The 18,813-nt window shown below is 70.9% G+C and carries 19 protein-coding genes; 12 read left to right on the top strand and 7 right to left on the bottom strand.

Annotated features, from left to right (window positions below; translation table 11 throughout):
* Window positions 1–24 precede the first annotated feature (24 nt).
* Window positions 25–708 carry a type 1 glutamine amidotransferase domain-containing protein gene (locus ACLKM7_RS06070; RefSeq protein WP_436446260.1) on the bottom strand — a complete coding sequence of 228 codons (684 nt, stop codon included), beginning with the start codon at window positions 706–708 and terminating at the stop codon, window positions 25–27.
* A 122-nt stretch (window positions 709–830) separates the two neighbouring features.
* Between ACLKM7_RS06070 and ACLKM7_RS06065 the strand changes: the two genes are divergently transcribed.
* Together ACLKM7_RS06065 and ACLKM7_RS06060 are read left to right on the top strand one after the other, a co-directional pair.
* Window positions 831–1,775, top strand: a complete 945-nt coding sequence (locus ACLKM7_RS06065; protein ID WP_436446259.1) for a LysR family transcriptional regulator — start codon at window positions 831–833, stop codon at window positions 1,773–1,775.
* A gap of 36 nt (window positions 1,776–1,811) precedes the next feature.
* Entirely contained in the window at window positions 1,812–2,612 is an 801-nt protein-coding gene (locus ACLKM7_RS06060) for an alpha/beta fold hydrolase (RefSeq protein WP_436446258.1), read from the top strand.
* A gap of 57 nt (window positions 2,613–2,669) precedes the next feature.
* Here the strand turns inward: ACLKM7_RS06060 and ACLKM7_RS06055 are convergent, their stop codons facing one another.
* The 3 genes from ACLKM7_RS06055 to ACLKM7_RS06045 all read right to left on the bottom strand — a co-directional run bounded on the left by ACLKM7_RS06055 (window position 2,670) and on the right by ACLKM7_RS06045 (window position 4,167).
* Window positions 2,670–2,849 (bottom strand): CsbD family protein, encoded by a 180-nt coding sequence (locus ACLKM7_RS06055; protein WP_436446257.1) that lies wholly within the window; start codon window positions 2,847–2,849, stop codon window positions 2,670–2,672.
* A 59-nt stretch (window positions 2,850–2,908) separates the two neighbouring features.
* Window positions 2,909–3,622: a hypothetical protein gene (locus ACLKM7_RS06050; protein WP_436446256.1), complete on the bottom strand. Its 714-nt coding sequence runs from the start codon at window positions 3,620–3,622 to the stop codon at window positions 2,909–2,911.
* Between the two features lie 104 nt (window positions 3,623–3,726).
* The gene (locus tag ACLKM7_RS06045; RefSeq protein WP_436446255.1) at window positions 3,727–4,167 is read right to left on the bottom strand and encodes a hypothetical protein; all 441 of its coding nucleotides are present in this window, start codon (window positions 4,165–4,167) and stop codon (window positions 3,727–3,729) included.
* Window positions 4,168–4,351: 184 nt separating this feature from the next.
* On the opposite strand from ACLKM7_RS06045, the gene ACLKM7_RS06040 reads away from it, so the two are divergent.
* From ACLKM7_RS06040 to ACLKM7_RS06030, 3 genes are all read left to right on the top strand, one after another.
* Window positions 4,352–5,737 (top strand): pyridoxal phosphate-dependent decarboxylase family protein, encoded by a 1,386-nt coding sequence (locus ACLKM7_RS06040; protein WP_436446254.1) that lies wholly within the window; start codon window positions 4,352–4,354, stop codon window positions 5,735–5,737.
* A gap of 88 nt (window positions 5,738–5,825) precedes the next feature.
* Complete coding sequence (locus ACLKM7_RS06035) at window positions 5,826–6,533, top strand: acyl-CoA synthetase (RefSeq protein ID WP_436446253.1); 708 nt, start codon at window positions 5,826–5,828, stop codon at window positions 6,531–6,533.
* Window positions 6,530–6,874, top strand: coding sequence for an amino acid transporter (locus tag ACLKM7_RS06030; protein ID WP_436446252.1), 345 nt, complete (start codon window positions 6,530–6,532; stop codon window positions 6,872–6,874). Before ACLKM7_RS06035 ends, ACLKM7_RS06030 begins: the two co-directional genes overlap by 4 nt.
* Window positions 6,875–6,885: 11 nt before the next feature.
* Here the strand turns inward: ACLKM7_RS06030 and purB are convergent, their stop codons facing one another.
* Window positions 6,886–8,268, bottom strand: a complete 1,383-nt coding sequence (purB, locus tag ACLKM7_RS06025) for an adenylosuccinate lyase (protein WP_436446251.1) — start codon at window positions 8,266–8,268, stop codon at window positions 6,886–6,888.
* A 35-nt stretch (window positions 8,269–8,303) separates the two neighbouring features.
* Window positions 8,304–8,810 carry a low molecular weight protein-tyrosine-phosphatase gene (locus ACLKM7_RS06020; RefSeq protein ID WP_436446250.1) on the bottom strand — a complete coding sequence of 169 codons (507 nt, stop codon included), beginning with the start codon at window positions 8,808–8,810 and terminating at the stop codon, window positions 8,304–8,306.
* A gap of 201 nt (window positions 8,811–9,011) precedes the next feature.
* On the opposite strand from ACLKM7_RS06020, the gene ACLKM7_RS06015 reads away from it, so the two are divergent.
* The 3 genes from ACLKM7_RS06015 to ACLKM7_RS06005 all read left to right on the top strand — a co-directional run bounded on the left by ACLKM7_RS06015 (window position 9,012) and on the right by ACLKM7_RS06005 (window position 13,622).
* Window positions 9,012–11,681, top strand: coding sequence for an ExeM/NucH family extracellular endonuclease (locus tag ACLKM7_RS06015; RefSeq protein WP_436446249.1), 2,670 nt, complete (start codon window positions 9,012–9,014; stop codon window positions 11,679–11,681).
* A 160-nt stretch (window positions 11,682–11,841) separates the two neighbouring features.
* Window positions 11,842–12,144: a hypothetical protein gene (locus ACLKM7_RS06010; protein ID WP_436446248.1), complete on the top strand. Its 303-nt coding sequence runs from the start codon at window positions 11,842–11,844 to the stop codon at window positions 12,142–12,144.
* Entirely contained in the window at window positions 12,141–13,622 is a 1,482-nt protein-coding gene (locus tag ACLKM7_RS06005; protein WP_436446247.1) for a hypothetical protein, read from the top strand. Before ACLKM7_RS06010 ends, ACLKM7_RS06005 begins: the two co-directional genes overlap by 4 nt.
* On the opposite strand, the gene ACLKM7_RS06000 is transcribed toward ACLKM7_RS06005, so the two are convergent.
* Window positions 13,594–13,986, bottom strand: a complete 393-nt coding sequence (locus ACLKM7_RS06000; RefSeq protein ID WP_436446246.1) for a phage holin family protein — start codon at window positions 13,984–13,986, stop codon at window positions 13,594–13,596. The genes ACLKM7_RS06005 and ACLKM7_RS06000 overlap by 29 nt on opposite strands.
* Window positions 13,987–14,062: 76 nt before the next feature.
* On the opposite strand from ACLKM7_RS06000, the gene ACLKM7_RS05995 reads away from it, so the two are divergent.
* From ACLKM7_RS05995 to ACLKM7_RS05980, 4 genes are all read left to right on the top strand, one after another.
* Entirely contained in the window at window positions 14,063–15,175 is a 1,113-nt protein-coding gene (locus ACLKM7_RS05995; protein ID WP_436446245.1) for a histidinol-phosphate transaminase, read from the top strand.
* Between the two features lie 97 nt (window positions 15,176–15,272).
* Entirely contained in the window at window positions 15,273–16,367 is a 1,095-nt protein-coding gene (locus ACLKM7_RS05990) for a thiamine pyrophosphate-dependent enzyme (protein WP_436446467.1), read from the top strand.
* 83 nt (window positions 16,368–16,450) lie between these two features.
* A complete protein-coding gene (locus tag ACLKM7_RS05985; RefSeq protein WP_436446466.1) occupies window positions 16,451–17,416 on the top strand; it encodes an alpha-ketoacid dehydrogenase subunit beta in 966 nt (321 codons plus the stop codon).
* A 15-nt stretch (window positions 17,417–17,431) separates the two neighbouring features.
* Window positions 17,432–18,811, top strand: coding sequence for a dihydrolipoamide acetyltransferase family protein (locus ACLKM7_RS05980; protein ID WP_436446244.1), 1,380 nt, complete (start codon window positions 17,432–17,434; stop codon window positions 18,809–18,811).
* The last annotated feature ends 2 nt before the right edge of the window (window positions 18,812–18,813 follow it).

Below are 18,813 nucleotides of genomic sequence, written 5' to 3'. Positions count from 1 at the left end.
ATCCGCTCATGCGCCGCTCGTGGGTCAGCGGCCGGCGAGCACCTCCACGAGGCGCTCCGCGGTGGCCACGCTCGACTGCGGGTTCTGTCCGCTCACGAGCGAGCCGTCCGACACGACGGTCGAACTCCACGGCTCGGCCGAGGCGATGACCGCGCCGAGGTCGCGCAGGCGCGCCTCGACGAAGTACGGCGACGCGTCGCCCAGGCCGCCCTGGTGCTCCTCCTCGTCGGTGAACACAGCGAGCCTGCGGCCCTCGAAGGCGAAGCGGCCGTCGGGCCGCACGGCGCTGAGCAACCCGGCGGGCCCGTGGCAGAGCACCCCCACCACGGCATCCCGGTCCGCCGCGTCCACGAGCAGCCGGCCGAGATCCGGGTCGGCAGCGAGGTCGGCCATCGGTCCGTGTCCGCCGGGCAGCACGATCGCGTCGAACTCGCCGTCGCGCACGTCGGCGAGCACGCGTGGTCGTGCCAAGACGGGCGCGAGTCCGGCGAGGTAGCCGGTGAGCTCTTCGGGCGCGCCGGCCAGGCTGCCGGGATCCACGGTCGGCTGCACGCCGCCCGGCGTCGCCACCTCGACGGCGTGCCCCGCCGCGCGCAGCCCGCGGTGCAACTCGACCAGCTCTTCTGCCCAGAAACCCGTCGGGTGCACGCGACCGTCCGCCAGCTCGATGCTGTCGACGCCCGTCACGACCATGAGAACCTTCGCCATGTCCACTCCCTCTGTGTGTGTCGCGGCCGGACCCGGCCGCTGCGGAGTGGAACGAGGCATCCATCGGCGACATTTCATAGACTCGCATCACGCCATAGATTTCTTGATGGAACCGATGCTGCATGCAAGAGCTCGATCTGCTCCGGACGTTCCTCGAGGTCCACCGCGCCGGCTCGATCACAGCCGCCGCGGCTCGCCTCGGCGTGAGCCAGCCTTCGGTCAGCGAGCGGATCACGCGCCTCGAGGCCGAGCTCGGAACGCCCCTGTTCGTGCGATCTGCGCGAGGAGCGGCCCCGACCGCCGAAGCCGATCGCCTGGCGGCCCGGATCGCCGACCCCGTGGACCGGCTGCGCGCCGTCTGGACGCAGCCGACGCCTGCCGTCCCCGAGACGGTCCGGATCGGCGGGGCCAGCGATGTGATCGCCACGCGCGTGATCCCCGCCCTCGCCCCGCTCGCGACGAAGGGCGTACGGCTGGAGTTCGAGCTGGGACTCGCGCCCGACCTGCTCGCGCGCCTCGGCGCGGCTGGTCTCGACGGCGAGGGTCTCGACGGCGGCAGGCTCGACGGCGACGGGCTCGACGTCGTGGTGTCGTCGGTGCGGACGCCCATGCGCGGCATCCGGTATCGGGGTCTCGTCGACGAGGAGTTCGTGCTGGTGGGCGCGCCGTCGCTCGCGAGGACGATCGACCGCGAACGACTGGCGCACGATGCTGCTGCGGCGCTGCTGCATCTGCCGCTCGTGGCTTACGACCCCGACCTCTCGATCGTCCGCCGGTACTGGCGCAGCCAGTTCGGGCATCGCCCGGCCAATCCGATCGCCGTGATCGTGCCCGACCTGCGCGGAATCCTCGCGGCCGTCGTCGCCGGCGCCGGCGTCTCAGCGCTGCCCCGCTACCTCGCCGATCCGGCGATCGGGACCGGCTCGGTCGAGGTCCTGCATCGGCCCGACGAAGCGCCGATCAACACGCTCCACCTGGCGATCAAGGCCGGCCGTCCGCCCGGCGCGGCGACGGCGCGCGTGATCGACGCGCTGGTCGAAGCCGCTCATGGATGGGACTCCCTCTGAGGCTCGCCCCCACCGCGGCAGGAGCAGAATGGCGGGATGGATGCCGCTGCCCCGCTCGCCCGCACCGAGATGCCCGCCCCGAGCTTCGTGATGACGGACGAGGGCTATCAGATCGCCACGTATGTGTGGGGCGAGCCCGACGCCGACCCGGTGCTGTGCGTGCACGGGTTCGCGTCGAGCTGCCGCGACAACTGGGTCGAGACCGGGTTGGTGCGCGATCTGACGCGGGCAGGCTTCCGCGTGATCGGCGTGGACCAGAGGGGACACGGCGCGAGCGACAAGCCGCGCGACCCGCGTGCGTACTCCATGGGATCGTTCGTGTCCGACCTGATCACGGTGCTCGACACTTATCTCGTCGACGAAGTCCGCTACGTGGGCTACTCCCTGGGAGCGCGCGTCGGCTGGCAGTTCGCGGTCGACGCACCCGAGCACGTGTCACGAGCGGTGCTGGGCGGCATCCCGGACGGACGCCCGCTGGCGCGCCTGCAGATCGACCAGGCACGCGCGTATGCCGAAGAGGGCAAAGCGGTGGAGGATCCGGTGACACGCAACTACGTGACCCTCGCCGAGCGCGTGCCCGGCAACGACCTGAGCGCCCTCCTCGCGCTCGCCGAGGGCATGCGCTTCGGGGACGCCGACCCCGATCCCGAGCGTCCGCCCCGGCAGCCGATCCTCTTCGCGACAGGGTCCGAGGATGCGATCCTCGAGCGCTCCCGCGCGCTTGCCGCGAGCACACCACGCGGCACATTCGAAGAGATCCCGGGCCGGCATCACTTCAACACCCCCGGATCACGCGTCTTCCGTCAGCGTGCGATCGAGTCGCTTCTCGCCGCTTGAGTCCTGGCGCGCCGATGCCCCCGGCCAGCCGGCCGGGGGCACCTGCAGAGGGCTGGCTCAGCGGTCGCCGGTGAAGGCGTCCTTGATGTCGTCTCCGGCCTTCTTCAGGTTGGCCTTCGCCTGATCGGTCTGGCCTTCGGCCTGCAGACGCTCGTTGTCGGTCGCGTCCCCGACGGCCTCCTTTGCCTTGCCCTTCATTTCCTCTGCGTTGTGCTTGATGTCGTCTCCCATGCCCATGGGCGATCTCCCTTCTCTCTGTGATGGCCCGGCGTCGCCGGGCCCTGGCTCTGAGGGCGCTACGCACCCAGTCCGACGCGGTCGACGCGACGGTGGTACCGCATGCCGGCGATGCCTCCGAGGATCGCCCCCACCAGGGTCACGATGGCTGCGCCGACGGCGGTGAGGATCCCGGTGGTCGTAGCCGTCTCGGGCGTCACGGGGATGCGGGGGAACCCCTCGAGAGCGGTCAAGACGTCCCACTGACTGCCCGCGATGGCGGTGATGATCGCCAGCACGACGGCGATGACGATGGCCCACAGCCAGACCGCCAGACCTTGCTTGAGGCCGCTGAAGCGCGCCATGCGACCGGCGACGTAGCCGCCGGCGAAGTAGGCGATGAACAGCACCAGGCCGATGGCGACGGCGCCGATGATGGTGGCGGCTCCGAGGTTCTGCTCGGCGGCCGCGGCCGCGTCGTCGATCGCCTCCGGAGATGCCAGGCCCAGCGCCGTGCCGACTGCCGCGACGAGGGCCGTCAGCAGGACCGTCGCGCCCATCGCGGTGAGCCAGCCGAAGAACGCCGAGCCGAACTTGAAGCCGCCGAAGCGCTCGTTCTCGCGACTGAGCACTTCCTCGCGCAGCGACCGCCGCTCGTCGACGGTGTCGGCGTGGTCTGCGGGCACGGTGCGGTCGGCCGGGGCGGAGCGCTCCACCGGAACGGTGCGGTCGTCATCGCCCAGGTGGGCGGCGTCCGCGCGCCTCGGGTCGTTCGAACCGTAGTCGGTAGCCATGTCGAAAAGCTATGCGACCGGTCGTGATCCGCTCATCCCGTTGCAAACGGCCCGTCGGCGGCGTAATCTGTGCCGCCGACGACCGGGTGGGGCCATCGGATGCGTCAGGAGACCGCCTGCTTCACCAGCGCGGAGAGAGTCTTCTCCACAGCGGGGGTCCACGCGGTGACGGCGAAGCCGATGGGCCACATGTCGCCGTCGTCGAGGGCCGCCGGGTCGTCGAAGTTGATCGTCGCGTAGCGGGTCTTGAACTTCGACGCGGGCTGGAGGAACACGACCACCTTGCCCGCCTCGTTCGCGTATGCCGGAAAGCCGTAGAACGTCTTCGGCACCAGGTCGGGTGCGGCCTCGCCGACGAGCTTGTGCAGGCCCTCGGCCAGTTCCTTGTCGGTCCCGTCGAGCTTGGCGATCGCCTCGAGCACCTGCTTGGTGCCTGCCTCGCGGCTCTTGCCCGCCTTCGCCTGCGCACGCAGCTCCTTCGCGCGCGCCTTGACGGCGTCGCGCTCCTCCTCGGTCAATCCGTCCGACGTCGTCTTGCCGGCCATGTCTTCCTCCTTCGCGCTGGGGGCCTCCTGGCCCGTGGCCCTCACGCTACGCGCGGCGCTGTCGTGCGTGCTTCTCCATTCCTGCCCGATCGGTCGGTCGTGGGCGGATGCCGAGCCCCGCGCACCTTGAACGCCCGCCCGCGCGCCCCTAGCGTGAGGTGTCCCCGAAACGTGGAGCAGCCCCATGACCGCGACATCCGTTCCCACTCAGATGCACGCCATCTCGACCGAGACCCGCTCGACGGTCGACGACGTGCTCGACTACGCACGGCGCCGGGCTCTGTACGAGGACGTGCCCCTCGACAAGCCGATGACGCCGCGGGACCTGTCGAGACTGGCCTCGGGCTCGATCACGGCCGACGGCATCGGCGCGCGGCGGGCGATCGCCCTGTTCGAGAACGTCCTCGCGCCGGCCTGCCTCTCGACCGATCACCCCGGCTACCTCTCCTTCATCCCCTCGGCCCCCACCAAGGCCGCGCTCGCATTCGACGTCGTGGTGTCGGCATCCGCCATCTACGGGGGCTCGTGGATGGAAGGAGCCGGGGCCGTCTTCGCCGAGAACGAGGTGCTGCACTGGCTTGCCGCCGAGTTCGGGATGCCGCAGGGCTCGGGCGGCGTGTTCGTCCAGGGCGGCACGATCGGCAACCTGTCGGCCCTCGTGACGGCGAGGGACGCCGCGCGGCGACGCAACCGTGACGCCGGCCGCGCCGACCCTGCGCGCTGGCTCGTGGTGTGCAGCGCCGAGGCGCACTCGTCGATCGCCTCGGCGGCAGCCGTCATGGACGTCGATGTCGTCACCACGGCCGTCGACGCCGACGGGCGCCTGCACGGCGCCTCGGTGTCGCGCGCGCTGGACGAGCACGGCGATGCGGTGTTCGCCGTCGTGGCCACCGGGGGAACGACGAACTTCGGCATCGTCGACGACATCGCGGGCGTCGGTGCCGCGGCGAAGGCGCACGGCGTCTGGTTCCACGTCGACGGCGCGTACGGGCTGGCGGCGATGCTCGTCGAGAGCATGCGCCCGGCCTTCGCCGGCGTGGAGCTCGCCGACTCGGTCATCGTCGACCCGCACAAGTGGCTGTTCGCGCCGTTCGACGCGTGCGCGCTGATCTACCGCGAGCCGTCCCTGGCGCTGTCGGCCCACACGCAGCAGGCGGAGTACCTCGACACCCTCACCGGCAAGCCGGACTGGAACCCGTCCGACCTGGCCGTGCAGCTCACGCGTCGCGCGCGCGGCCTGCCGCTGTGGTTCTCGCTGGCGACGCACGGCACCGAGCCGTACCGCGCCGCGATCGCGCACGGCATCGATCTCGCGGCCCGCATCGCGGACGAGATCCGTGACCGCGACGAGCTCTCACTGGTGCGTGACCCGCAGCTGTCGGTCGTGGTGTTCCGGCGCGAGGGCTGGACGCTCGCCGACTATGACGCCTGGTCGAGTCGCCTGCTCGAGGAGCAGCACGCGTTCGTGGTGCCCAGCTCCCACGCCGGCGAGCCCGTGCTGCGCTTCGCGATCGTGTCGCCGCTGACCACGTTCGAGCTGCTCGCCGGCATCCTCGACACCCTGCGCTGAGCCGGGCACCGGAGGCTCCGGCGGCGGCGCACGTAGGATGGAGGCATCCGTTCCCGCATCCGGGAACCCGCCGCTCCGCAGGAACACCGTGACCTCAGCTTCCGCCCGCACGTTCGACGTGCGCCATGTGCAACTCGCGCGCGCCGCTTTCGCGGCGATCGCAGCGGTCATGATCACCTTCTCTCCCGACCACTCCGCGGCCGTCGGCGCGGCCGTCTTCAGCGGCTTCGCGATCGCGACCGGCATGGTCCTCCTGCTCGCCGTGTGGCTCGTGTATCCCGCCGGCCGGCGCTGGCAGGCCGTCGCGATCGGCGGCATCACCCTGGTCGCGGGCATGGCGGGCGGGCTCGCTCCTCTGCGCACGGTCGGCGGCTTCTTCACCGTCGTCATCGTGTGGGCGCTCCTGAGCGGCGGCGTCGAGCTGATCGCCGGTTCCCTCGGTCTGCGTGGCCGCACCTCGCGCCGCGAGATCGTGCCCGGCGTTGCCGACGCGCGCGCCGCGGTTCCCGTCGCGCCGCGATCCGAGAGCCGCGACGCGGTGGTGATCGGCGCCGTCACGATGATCCTCGGCGTCGTCCTGCTGTTCGTCCAGCCTGATTACGCACTGGACTACACCGTCGAGGAAGCAGGCCAGACCTTCACGCTGACCGGGACCATCATCGGCGTCGGCATCTTCGGCGGCTACGCCGCGATCGTCGCCGTGTACCTCGGCATCGCCGGATTCTCCCCCCGCCCCGCAGGCGCCGATGCCGTCACGGACGCACCCGCACCGGCCGACCAGAAGGACTCCGCGTGAGCGACGACCGCCCCACCCGCCGCGACCTGATGAAGCCCGTACAGCTGCTCGGGATGGCCTTCGGCGCCGCCGCCTTCGCAGGCATCGTGACCCTGGTGTCGATGGGCTTCTTCCAGCAGCGCACGAGCGAAGAGGCGCAGGCCGCCGTCATCCTCGCGCTGATCATCGCCGGCGTCACCTTCATCACGGTGCTGGTCGTCGTCGCTCTGCTGCTGCTGGCGGTCGACCCCGCGCAGGTGACGAAGCAGGTCGACAAGCCGGTGCTGCTGCCCGACTCCGACGACGACGACGGGGACGACGAGGGTCCGGATGCCGCAGCCGGCGGCACCCCGAAGGCCTGAGCAGGTCCCGCTCAGCCGAGCTCGTCGACCAGCTGCGACGCAAGTCCCGCGTACGTCGCGGGGGTGAGGGCCAGCAGACGCTCCTTCGCGGCATCGCCGATGTCGAGTCCGCGCACGAACTCGGCCAGTTCGGCGGCGCCGACGCGGCGGCCGCGGGTCAGATCCTTCAGCAGCGCGTAGGGGTCGGTGATCTGTGATCGGCCCGCGGCGATCTCGGCGCGCACGACGGTCTGGATCGCCTCGGCGAGCACTTCCCAGTTGCCGTCGAGGTCGGCCAGCAGCACGTCCTCGGCGAGCGAGATCTCGGTGAGGCCACGCTGCAGGTTGTCGAGCGCGAGCAGGGAATGGCCGAAGGCGACGCCGATGTTGCGCTGCGTCGTGGAGTCGGTGAGGTCGCGCTGCAGGCGGGAGGTCACGAGAGTCTGCGAAAGGGTGGCGAGCAGGCCGCCGGCGATCTCGAGGTTGGCCTCGGCGTTCTCGAAGCGGATCGGGTTGATCTTGTGCGGCATCGTGGACGAGCCGGTCGCACCCGCGACGGGGATCTGCGTGAAGTAGCCGATGGAGATATAGGTCCACACGTCGGTGGCGAGATTGTGCAGGATGCCGCCGGCATGCCGCACGCGGTCGTACAGCTCGACCTGCCAGTCGTGGGACTCGATCTGAGTGGTCAGGATGTTGAAGTCGAGCCCGAGTCCTTCGATGAAGGAACGCGAGAGTTCGGGCCAGTCGACGTCGGGAGCGGCGGACAGATGCGCCGACCACGTGCCGGTCGCGCCCGAGAACTTCGCGAGGTAGTCGCCGCCCTCGATCTGGTCGGCCACGCGCGCGAGGCGCCACGCGAAGACCGCGAGCTCTTTGCCCATCGTCGACGGCGTGGCGGGCTGGCCGTGCGTGCGGCTGAGCATCGCGGCATCCCGATGCGCCACCGACAGCTCGCCGAGCGCAGCGATGACCGCGCGCAGCTTGGGCAGCCACACGCGCTGCACGGCGCGCTGCACCGTGAGGGCGTAGGAGGCGGAGTTGATGTCTTCGCTGGTGCACGCGAAGTGCGTGAGCTCGGCGATGCCGTCCAGACCGAGGACCGAGAGCCGGTCGCGCACGAGGTACTCGACGGCCTTGACGTCGTGGCGCGTGACGGCTTCCTTTTCGGCGAGCCAGTCGATCTCGGTCTGACCGAACTCGAGGTACAGCGACCGCAGACGGGACTTGTCGTCGTCGCCGAGCGGCGACGTGCCGAACAGCGAGCGATCGGTGAGGGCGATGAGCCACTCGACTTCGACCTCGACGCGCGCGCGGTTGAGCCCTGCCTCGGAGAGGTAGTCGGCGAGCTCGCCGATCGCGGCGCGATAGCGGCCGTCGAGCGGGCTGAGGGGCTGCGGAGGCAGAGAGGTCACGGTGCTCCCATCGGGATGCAGGCGCCACTCCGGTGTCAGGGCACCGGACGGATGGCGGGTTCGAGCTGCCGGAAGAGCGCCCGGCTCGCGCTCTCGATCATACCGAGCACCTCGTCGAACATTCCGGGCCCGGCATAGTACGGGTCGGGCACGTCGAGCGTGCTGGCGGACGGATCGAACGACAGCAGCAGCGCGATCTTGTCGGCATCCGTCTCGGTGCGGGCCCAGCCGTGGAGGATGCGCTCGTGGCTGCGGTCCAGTGCGACCACGAGGTCGCTGTGGGCGAAGTCGGCGTGCGTGAACTGCCGCGCCCGGTGCCTCGTGCCGTCGTAGCCGGACCGGGCCAGCGCTTCGATCGTGCGCTGGTCGGCCCGCTCGCCCACATGCCAGTCGCCGGTGCCCGCGCTCGTCGAGGCGACGCGCATCCCCAGGCCCGAGGCATCCGCGAACTCCCGGAAGACGACATCGGCCATAGGTGACCGGCAGATGTTGCCGGTGCAGACGAAGACGACGCGGAAGGGCTCCACGGCGGTCGAGGTCATGGACTCCATTCTCGCGCGGCCGCCGCGAGCGCCCAAGAGGAGATTCGGCGCCCAGCCGCAACCTCACGTTAAGGAACTCTCTTCCTCGCGGTCTTCCGGGACGGATGCCACTCCCCTACGTTGTGAGGATCGAGGGAGGCTGCCCGCCTTCCTTTCCCGTCAAACGCGTGTCTCGCCGCTGCGACCGTCAATGGAGGATCTGTGCCCCTGTCCCGTTCACCCCGCCGCCTGGCGGCCGTCGTCAGCGCCGCAGCGCTCGCGGCCGCGGCCGTCATGGTCGCCGCACCGCCTGCGGCCGCGGCATCCGGAGATCTGCTCATCAGCGAGTACATCGAAGGCTCGTCCAACAACAAGGCCCTCGAGGTCTACAACCCCAGCACCGCGGCCGTCGACCTCGCCGCATCGGGCTACGCCCTGCAGGTGTACTTCAACGGCAGCGCGTCGGCGGGCCTGACGGTGCCGCTGGCCGGCACGATCGCACCCGACGAGGTCTTCGTCTTCGCGCACGCGTCGTCCGGTGCCGCGATCCTCGCCCAGGCCGACCAGACGACGTCGTCCGGCCTGTTCAACGGCGATGACGCCGTGGCGCTGGCCAAGAACGGCACGATCGTCGACGTGTTCGGGCAGGTCGGCGTAGACCCCGGCAGCGAATGGGGCACCGGGCTGACGTCCACCGCCGACAACACGCTGCGTCGCGCGGCCGACACGTGTGTCGGCGACGTCACGGCGAACGACGCGTTCGACCCGGCCGCGGGCTGGACGGGGCTGGCCACCGACACGTTCGACGGGCTCGGCGTGCACGACGCGGACTGCGCGCTGCCGCCCGCCACCGACCCCGGCACGGACCCCGTGGAGGCCGGTTGCGACCTCGAGCCGGTCGCCATCGGCGCCGTGCAGGGCGCGGGCGCCGCGACACCCGTCGCGGGTGAGGACGTGCTCGTCGAGGGCGTTGTCGTCGGCGACTTCCAGACCGGCGGCTTCGACGGGTATTACGTGCAGGATGCCGGCGACGGCGACCCTGCGACATCCGACGGGGTCTTCGTCTATGCGCCGGGCAGCGCCGAGGTCGCCGTCGGCGACGCCGTCTCGGTCGCCGGCGAGGCGACGGAGCACTTCGGCATGACCCAGATCGTCGCCGCCGACGTGGAGCTGTGCGGCACGAGCGAGCTGCCGGCGCCGACGGCGCTGAGCCTGCCGCTGTCGGAGGAGCAGCGCGAGGCCGCGGAGGGCATGTACGTCACGCTGCCGCAGCAGCTGACCGTGGCCGAGACGTTCGAGTACGGCCGCTTCGGCACCTTCAGCCTGTCGCTCGGACGCCAGGCCCAGCCGACCGGCCTGTACGACGCCGGCTCGCCCGAGGCAGTGGCGCTCGCCGCGAAGAACATCGCCGAGAGCATCACGGTCGACGACGGCCGCGGGTCGCAGAACCCCGACCCGGCGATCCACCCGAACGGCGAGGTCTTCACGCTCGAGAACACGTTCCGCAGCGGTGACCTCGTGACGAACGCGACGGGCGTGCTCGACTACCGGTTCGACGTGTGGGCCGTGCAGCCCAGCTCAGCCGACTCGACACCAGGCGCCGACTTCGCCGTCGGCAACCCGCGCACACCCGCGCCGGAGGTCGGAGGCGAACTGAAGGTCGCGAGCTTCAACGTGCTCAACTACTTCACGACGCTCACCGGTCCCGACGCGCGCGGCGCGAACGACCCGGTCGAGTTCGAGCGCCAGGAGGCGAAGATCGTCACGGCGCTCGCCGAGATCGATGCCGACGTGTTCGGCCTGATCGAGATCGAGAACAACGGCACGGCGGTCGCCGCCCTCACCGCGGCGCTCAACGAGCGTCTCGGCGCCGAGGTCTACGACCACATCGAGACCGGTGTCATCGGCACCGACGTCATCACGACGGCGCTCATCTACAAGCCGGCGTCGGTCACGCCGGCGGGTGCGTTCCAGCTGATGGACCAGTCGAAGGACGCCCGCTGGCTCGACGACTTCAACCGTCCGGGGCTCACGCAGAGCTTCACCGACGCGGCGGGCGCGACCTTCACCGTCGTCGTGAACCACCTGAAGTCGAAGGGATCGGACTGCAACGCGGTGAACGACCCGACCGATCCGAACGGCCAGGGCAACTGCAACGGCGTGCGCACGCAGGCAGCCGCAGCGCTCGCCGACTGGCTCGCCACCGACCCGACGGCTCAGGGCGCGGGTCGCGAGCTCATCATGGGCGACCTGAACTCCTACGCGCAGGAGGACCCGATCCAGCTGCTCGCGGGCGCCGGGTACACGGATCTGCTCGCGCAGTTCCAGGGTCAGGACGCCTACTCGTACGTGTTCGACGGCCAGCTCGGCTACCTCGACTACGCACTCGCCGGCGGCGACGTGCTCGACGAGGTCACCGGAGCCACGACGTGGAACGTCAACGCCGACGAGCCGAGCCTCATCGACTACGACATGACGTTCAAGCAGCCCGCCCAGGACGCGCTCTACGCGCCCGACGCGTACCGCTCGAGCGACCACGACCCGGTGATCGTCGGGCTCGACCTGACGCCGCCCGACACGACGGCGCCGACCATCGAGGCCGTCGCGCTGCCGTCGTTCATCCTGGTGCCGAACAACAAGATGCGCACCGTGAAGCTGTTCGTCGAGGCCGAGGACGACCGCGGTGACGTGACCGTCGAGCTCACCGACGTCACGGTCGCCGGCAGCAGCAAGGCCGAGTGGGAGCAGACCGGCGACCGCACGTTCGAGGTCAAGGCCGTGAACGGCGCGGTGTACACCTTCACGTGGACGGCGACGGATGCCGCGGGCAACACCGCGACCGACACCGCCAAGGTGATCGTCGGCGTGAAGGGGCTTCTCGAGCTCTTCTAGCCACGCGCGCACGAAGCGCCGCTCCCTGGCGGGGCGGCGCTTCGTCGTTCCTGGGCTGCGGCATCCGCCGGCTCCTCCCCAAACGGGACTCAGCGCGCGGTCATGCACAGATGGGCCGCAGCGGGTCGGTCAGGCCGGCGGCCGACGCGAGCATGGACGCGTGAACGACCCCGGCGCCCCCGCCTCGCACCAGCTCGCCGTCGTCGTGCGCGACCTCGCGACGATCATCGAACGGCTGACGGATGCTGCCGCCACCGCTCGCGGGCTGGCCGCTGCCACCGACTGGCAGTCCCGTGCCGCGACGGCGTTCCACGAGAAGGCCGAGTCGTGGGCAGGTGAGGTCTCGGGGCTCGTCTGCCTTGCCGAGACCGCCCGGATCGACGCGTCCCACGCGCGAGACCGCGCTGCCTTCCGTGAAGCCGATGCGTTCGCGGCCGCGTCCACCCCGGCGGTTGGGCGATGAGCGGCGACGGACTCCCGCCGCTGCCCGACGGCGCGCTCCCCTTCGACGAGGGCCGTACGGTCGACGTCCACTGGAGGGACCGCTTCAGCGGCCTGCCCACGACCTGGCCGCGGAGCGAGACGGGACTGGAGATCCGCGGGGGCGGCGCCGTCGCCGTCGACACCGGCACGCTGCGCCACACGGGGGTGCTGTTCCTCGCGGCGCAGGCGGAGCTCGAGGGGATCTGCCGGCGTCTCGGCAATCCGCAGGGCACGCTGCTGGGTCTGCGCGACCAGGCGTGGCACGCGCTCTCGTCGGTGACCGTGCTGTTCCAGCGGCTCGTCGAGGTGCGGGCCGAGGCCGAGCGCATCGCGGACTCGCTGCGCGAAGCCGCGATCGCCTACGAGCTGGTCGAGCTGAGCGCCGAGCATCGTGCCGCCTTCGCCGCCGGCGACACCGAGCGCGCGGCGTCGATCGATACGCGCGTGACGAGGCTGAGCCAGGAGAACCCCGAAGCGTGGTCGACGGCGCTGTGGTCGGAGTTCGACCGGGCCGTGAACTGGCCGGGCGAACTGGCGCGGCAGGCTGCCGAGAGCGGCCTCGTCGTCGGCTCCGAGTTCGGCGGTCCGGTCGGGATCGGCACAGGTGCCGTCTTCGGCCTCGGCACGATCGCGGGCGCGGCGGTGCTGGGCATCGGAGGCCAGGGCCGCCTGTCCCGCGACGCGCGTCTGAGCGGGCAGGCCGGCCCCGTCGCGCTGACCCCGGTCGCGCCCGTGCCGGCAGCCGGGGCGCCGCAGAGCCTGACGGCCGTGACGCAGCGGATGCCGGGGGCCGGGGACTCCCGCGTGCGCGTGGAGAAGTACTCCATGCCCGACGGCACCACGCAGTACGCCGTGTACATCGCCGGCATGCAGTCCTTCGCCTACGGGGGCGATGACCCGTGGGACAACCAGTCCAACCACGAGCTCTACACCGGCCGGCAGTCCGAGTCGTATACGGCGACCACGCAGGCGCTGGCCGAGGCGGGTGCACGGCCGGGTGATGTCGTGCACGCGTTCGGGCACTCGCAGGGGGCGATGATCGGCTCGCACCTCGCGCTCGAGGGCGAGTACGACACGCGCACGCTGGTCACGTTCGGCAATCCGGTCGCCGCCGATGTGGGGACGGGCACGCTCAGCGTGACGCTGCGCCACACCGACGATCCGGTGGCCGCGCTCGCGGGCGGAGGGCACAACGCCGCCGTCGGCGCGCCCGGCAGCTTCGTCGCCGAGCGCGTCGCCCACACCGAGATCGGTCTCGCCGACGCCGACGTGCCCGCGCATCGGATGACCGCGTACGCCGAGACCGCGGCGATGGTCGACGCCTCGTCCGACCCGCGGGTCGGCGAGCTGCAGGCCGTGTTCGATCGGCTGGCGACGGCGGAGTCGGTCCAGGTGACCGAGTACGCAGCGACGCGAGGCGAGCGGCCGGTCAGTCCTTCTTCCGGGGGCGCAGGATGATGCCGAAGATCCAGTTGATGAGCGAGATGATGATCGCCGCCACGACGCCCCACCAGAAGTCCTCGACGCGAAGACCCCAGTTCCACCAGTGCGTGAGCCAGGCCGTGAGCCACAGCAGGAACGCGTTGATGATGAGCCCGATGAGCCCCAGCGTGAGGATGTAGATGGGGAAGGCCAGCACCTTGATCACCGTGCCGATGATCGTGTTCACCAGGGCGAAGATCACCGCCACGAGCAGCAGCGTGAGCACCAGCTGCAGCGTCTCGCCGGGCGCGAACGGGATGACGAACACCTGCAGCGCCGGGATCAGGGTCACGACCCAGATCGCGAACGCGTTGACGACGACGCGGATGAGGAAGCCCATGCGCGTCAGTCTGGCACGCCGGTGCGACAGCCCGGAAGGGCGCGCGGCATCCGTCCCGCGCTCTTAGACTCGGGGCGTGACCGACGCACCACAGATCCCTGTCCGCGTGCGCGCCGAGGTCGCCGCGCTGCCCCCGTACAAGCAGGGCAAGCAGGCCGGCGCCGAGGCGTTCAAGCTGTCGAGCAACGAGAACCCGTTCGATCCATTGCCGGGAGTCCTCGCCCGCGTGCAGGCCGCGAGCGCATTGAACAGGTATCCGGATGCCGCGGCCAACCGCCTGCGCGCCCGCCTGGCCGAGCGCTTCAGGGTAGACGTCGACGGCGTGCACATCGGCGCGGGGAGCGTGTCGATCCTCGCGCAGCTCGTGCAGGCGACCTCCGGACCCGGGGACGAGGTCATCTACGCATGGCGCTCGTTCGAGGCGTATCCGTGGCTCGCTGTCGTCGCCGGCTCTACGGCCGTGCAGGTGCCGCTCACCCCGGACGCTCGGCACGACCTGGACGCGATGGCCGCAGCCATCACCGGGCGCACGCGCGCCGTCATCGTGTGCACCCCGAACAACCCGACGGGACCCATCGTCACCCAGGCCGAGTTCGAGGCGTTCGTCGAGCGGGTGCCGTCGGACGTGCTGGTGATCCTCGACGAGGCGTACGCCGAGTTCGTCACGGCGCCCGACGCGGTGGACGGCGCTCGCGTGCTCGCCGGTGGCGCCCACCCCAACGTCGTGGTGCTCCGCACCTTCTCGAAGGCGTTCGGGCTCGCGGGGCTGCGGGTCGGCTACGCGATCGGGCACCCGCGCGTGCTGGACGCGGCGCGCAGCACCGCGATCCCGCTGTCGGTCACGGCGCACGCCGAGGAGGCGGCGCTGGCCAGCCTCGACGCCGAGGCCGAGCTGATCGAGCGCGTGCGCACGATCGCGGAGCGCCGCGACCGCCTCGCCGCCGCGCTGCGGGCAGCGGGCTGGCGGATTCCCGAGGCGCAGGGCAACTTCGTGTGGCTGCCCAGCGGCGACGAGACGATCGAGGTCGCGGCGGCCTTCGACGCCGCCGGCCTGATCGTCCGCCCGTTCGCCGGTGACGGCATCCGGATCTCCGTCGGCGAAGAGGAATCTGTCGAGAAGGTCCTACGGATCGCGGCATCCGTTGTGAAGGACCTCCCACAGGGTCACTCGGGGCGCGGGCTAGCGTAGAACGGTGACGCCTCCTGAAGAGTCGGCGACGACTGTCCCCACAACCGCTCCAGGCGCCGCGGGCGCGCCGCGCGAGGACCCTAACCTCGTCCGCCTCCTGCAGGCGGACGGCACATTCGCTCCCAGTGCCGCCGCCGAGCCCTACCTCGAGCTCGTGAACGGGCTCGATGACGCCGATCTCGAGCAGTTCTACCGCGACATGGCCGTCATCCGCGCGTTCGACGTGCAGGCGACCAACCTGCAGCGCCAGGGGCAGCTCGCGCTGTGGCCGCCGAGCTACGGCCAGGAGGCCGCTCAGGTGGGCTCAGCGCACGCCGCCCGCCCGCAGGACCACATCTTCCCGTCGTATCGCGAGCACGTCGTGACGAAGATCCGCGGCGTCGACCCGATCGACATCATCCGCCTTATGCGTGGTCTCACGCACGGCGGCTGGAATCCCTTCGACTCGAAGAACGGCAACACCCATATCTACACGCTGGTGCTCGGGGCGCAGACCCTGCATGCCACCGGCTTCGGCATGGGACTGGTCTTCGACGGCCGCTGCGGAACCGGCGACCCCGAGCGCGACGAAGCGGTGATCGTGTACTACGGCGACGGCGCATCCAGCCAAGGCGATGTGCACGAGGCGATGGTGTTCGCGGCGAGCTATGCGACCCCCGAGGTCTTCTTCCTGCAGAACAACCAGTGGGCCATCTCGGTTCCGGTCGCCACGCAGTCCCGCTCCCCGCTGTACAAGCGGGGCGAGGGCTACGGCATGCCGAGCATTATCATCGACGGCAACGATGTTCTCGCGAGCTGGGCGGTGACCCGTCGGGCGCTCGACGAGGCGCGCTCCGGCTCCGGGCCCCGCGCGATCGAGGCGATGACCTATCGACTCGGCGCGCACACCACGAGCGACGATCCCACGAAGTACCGCACCTCCGACGAGGAGGAGTCGTGGCGCCGGCGCGATCCGATCGCGCGCATGAGGGCGTACCTGCTCGCGCGAGGCGCGTCCGAGGCCTTCTTCGCGGACGTGGAAGCCGAGTCCGAGGCGCTCGCCGACGACGTCCGCACGCGGACCAATGCGCTGGGCGGGCTCGACCGCGAGGCGATGTTCGCGCACGTGTACTCGGAGGACCACGCGCTCATCGACGAGCAGCGCCGCTGGCTCGCCGACTACGAAGCATCCTTCGAAGGAGGCGCATCGTGACCGACACCGGCACCCGGTCGCTGAGTGAGAGAAGCGAGACGGAAGGCGCCGACGCGGCCTCGCAGACGCCCGACGTGCAGACCATGCCGCTCAGCCGCGCGATCAACGCCGGCATGCGAGCGTCCCTAGCGAGCAACGACCGCGTGCTGCTGATGGGCGAGGACATCGGCAAGCTGGGCGGCGTGTTCCGCGTGACCGAGGGTCTGCAGGCCGAGTTCGGCGAGCGACGCGTGATCGACACCCCACTGGCCGAGTCAGGCATCGTCGGCACCGCGATCGGCCTGGCGATGGCGGGCTTCCGGCCGGTGGTCGAAATCCAGTTCGACGGCTTCGTGTACCCCGCGTTCGACCAGATCACATCCCAGCTCGCGAAGATCACCAACCGGCACGAAGGCGCGCTGCAGATGCCCGTGGTCATCCGCATTCCGTACGGCGGGCACATCGGCGCGATCGAGCACCACCAGGAGAGCCCCGAGGCGTATTTCACGCACACTCCGGGCCTGCGCGTCGTGAGCCCCTCGACGCCGAACGACGGGTACTGGATGATCCAGGACGCCATCGCCTCGCCCGATCCCGTGATCTTCCTCGAGCCCAAGGCCAAGTACTGGCAGAAGGGCGAGGTCGACACGTCGGCCCGCGCGCTGCCGCTGCACGCGTCGCGAGTCGTGCGCCGCGGGACCGACGTCACGCTCGTCGGGCACGGCGCGATGGTGACGACGCTGCTGCAGGCCGCCTCGCTGGCCGAGTCCGAGGGCACGTCGTGCGAGGTCGTCGATCTGCGCTCGCTGTCGCCCGTCGACTACGGCCCGATCCTGGACTCCGTGCGCCGCACCGGCCGCATGGTCTACGCGCAGGAGGCGCCCGGCTTCACGTCACTCGGGTCCGAGGTCGCCGCGACCGTCATGGAGCGCGCGTTCTACGCGCTCGAGGCCCCCGTCCTGCGCGTGTCGGGCTTCGACACCCCCTTCCCCGCCGCCAAGCTCGAGGGCACCTACCTCCCCGACGCCGACCGCATTCTCGAGGCCGTCGACCGCGCCCTCGCCTACTGACCCGTGAGGAACGACATGACCACGCAGACCTTCCTCCTCCCCGATGTCGGCGAGGGACTGACCGAGGCCGAGATCGTGCAGTGGCGCGTGGGCCCGGGCGACGCGGTCGGCGTCAACGACGTCCTCGTCGAGATCGAGACCGCCAAGTCGCTCGTCGAGCTGCCCTCTCCGTTCTCGGGCACGGTGGGCGAGCTGCTCGTACCCGAGGGTGAGACGGTGAACGTCGGGGCGCCGATCATCACGATCGCATCGACGACGGTTCCCGCGGGCCCGGCCACCGTCGGACAGTCCGAGCACGGCGAGCCCGAGTCGGCTGCGGATGCCGGCGAGGGCGCGGTCCTGGTCGGCTACGGCACCGGCGGTCACGTGCAGTCGCGCCGCCGCAAGACCGCGGCTCCGGACGCGCAGCGGGTCGCGGCATCCGTCGGTGTCATCGCCAAGCCGCCGATCCGCAAGCTCGCGCGCGACCTCGGCGTCGAGCTCGCCGCGGTGTCGCCGAGCGGTCCGGCCGGCGAGGTCACGCGCGACGACGTGGTGCGCCACGCGTCGCAGGCCAGCGTGTTCCGCAACATCGAGACTCCCGAGTGGGGCGACGTGCGTGAAGAGAGGATCCCGGTGCAGGCGCCGCAGCGCCCGACCGGCCCGACCGGGCGCGCCACCGTGGCCCCGGCGACGCCCGCGCCAGACGCCGAGGGGCGCGAGGAGACGATCGCGGTCAAGGGCGTGCGCAAGGCGACGTCGTCGGCCATGGTGCAGTCGGCCTACTCCGCGCCGCACGTGTCGGTGTGGACCGACGTCGACGCGACGCGCACGATGGAGCTCGTCAAGCGGCTGAAGGCGTCGCCGGACTTCGCCGACGTCAAGGTTTCGCCGCTGCTCATCATGGCGCGTGCCGTGATCTGGGCGGCGCGCCGCACGCCGATGGTCAACGCGGCGTGGGTCGACGCCGAGGGCGGCGCCGAGATCCGGGTGCGCCGGTACGTCAATCTCGGCATCGCCGCTGCCACGCCGCGCGGCCTGCTCGTGCCGAACATCAAGGACGCGCAGGATCTGTCGATGCGCGACCTCGCCCGCGCGCTCGAGAAGCTCACGCTCACCGCGCGCGAGGGCCGCACCACGCCCGCCGACCAGCAGGGGGGCACGATCACGATCACCAACATCGGCGTGTTCGGGATGGATGCCGGCACACCGATCATCAACCCCGGCGAGGCCGGCATCGTCGCGATGGGCACGATCCGCCAGAAGCCGTGGGTCGTCGACGGCGAGGTGCGCCCGCGCTTCGTCACGACGGTGTCGGGGTCGTTCGACCACCGCGTGATCGACGGCGACGGCATGTCGCGGTTCATCGCCGACGTCGCCTCGATCCTCGAGGAGCCCGCGCTGCTGCTGGACTGACG

This window comes from Microbacterium sp. I2 (genome assembly GCF_051364985.1).
In the GTDB taxonomy this organism is placed as follows: Bacteria; Actinomycetota; Actinomycetes; order Actinomycetales; family Microbacteriaceae; genus Microbacterium.
The sequence above is the reverse complement of the archived record's forward strand: the minus strand, read 5'-3'. Positions and strand labels throughout refer to the sequence as shown.

Bases quoted from the DNA above. Each gene is read 5' to 3' on its own strand.
- ACLKM7_RS06070 (WP_436446260.1), bottom strand. From the start codon at position 708: ATGGCGAAGGTTCTCATGGTCGTGACGGGCGTCGACAGCATCGAGCTG.
- ACLKM7_RS06065 (WP_436446259.1), top strand. From the start codon at position 831: ATGCAAGAGCTCGATCTGCTCCGGACGTTCCTCGAGGTCCACCGCGCC.
- ACLKM7_RS06060 (WP_436446258.1), top strand. From the start codon at position 1,812: ATGGATGCCGCTGCCCCGCTCGCCCGCACCGAGATGCCCGCCCCGAGC.
- ACLKM7_RS06055 (WP_436446257.1), bottom strand. From the start codon at position 2,849: ATGGGCATGGGAGACGACATCAAGCACAACGCAGAGGAAATGAAGGGC.
- ACLKM7_RS06050 (WP_436446256.1), bottom strand. From the start codon at position 3,622: ATGGCTACCGACTACGGTTCGAACGACCCGAGGCGCGCGGACGCCGCC.
- ACLKM7_RS06045 (WP_436446255.1), bottom strand. From the start codon at position 4,167: ATGGCCGGCAAGACGACGTCGGACGGATTGACCGAGGAGGAGCGCGAC.
- ACLKM7_RS06040 (WP_436446254.1), top strand. From the start codon at position 4,352: ATGACCGCGACATCCGTTCCCACTCAGATGCACGCCATCTCGACCGAG.
- ACLKM7_RS06020 (WP_436446250.1), bottom strand. From the start codon at position 8,810: ATGACCTCGACCGCCGTGGAGCCCTTCCGCGTCGTCTTCGTCTGCACC.
- ACLKM7_RS06005 (WP_436446247.1), top strand. From the start codon at position 12,141: ATGAGCGGCGACGGACTCCCGCCGCTGCCCGACGGCGCGCTCCCCTTC.
- ACLKM7_RS06000 (WP_436446246.1), bottom strand. From the start codon at position 13,986: ATGGGCTTCCTCATCCGCGTCGTCGTCAACGCGTTCGCGATCTGGGTC.
- ACLKM7_RS05985 (WP_436446466.1), top strand. From the start codon at position 16,451: ATGCCGCTCAGCCGCGCGATCAACGCCGGCATGCGAGCGTCCCTAGCG.
- ACLKM7_RS05980 (WP_436446244.1), top strand. From the start codon at position 17,432: ATGACCACGCAGACCTTCCTCCTCCCCGATGTCGGCGAGGGACTGACC.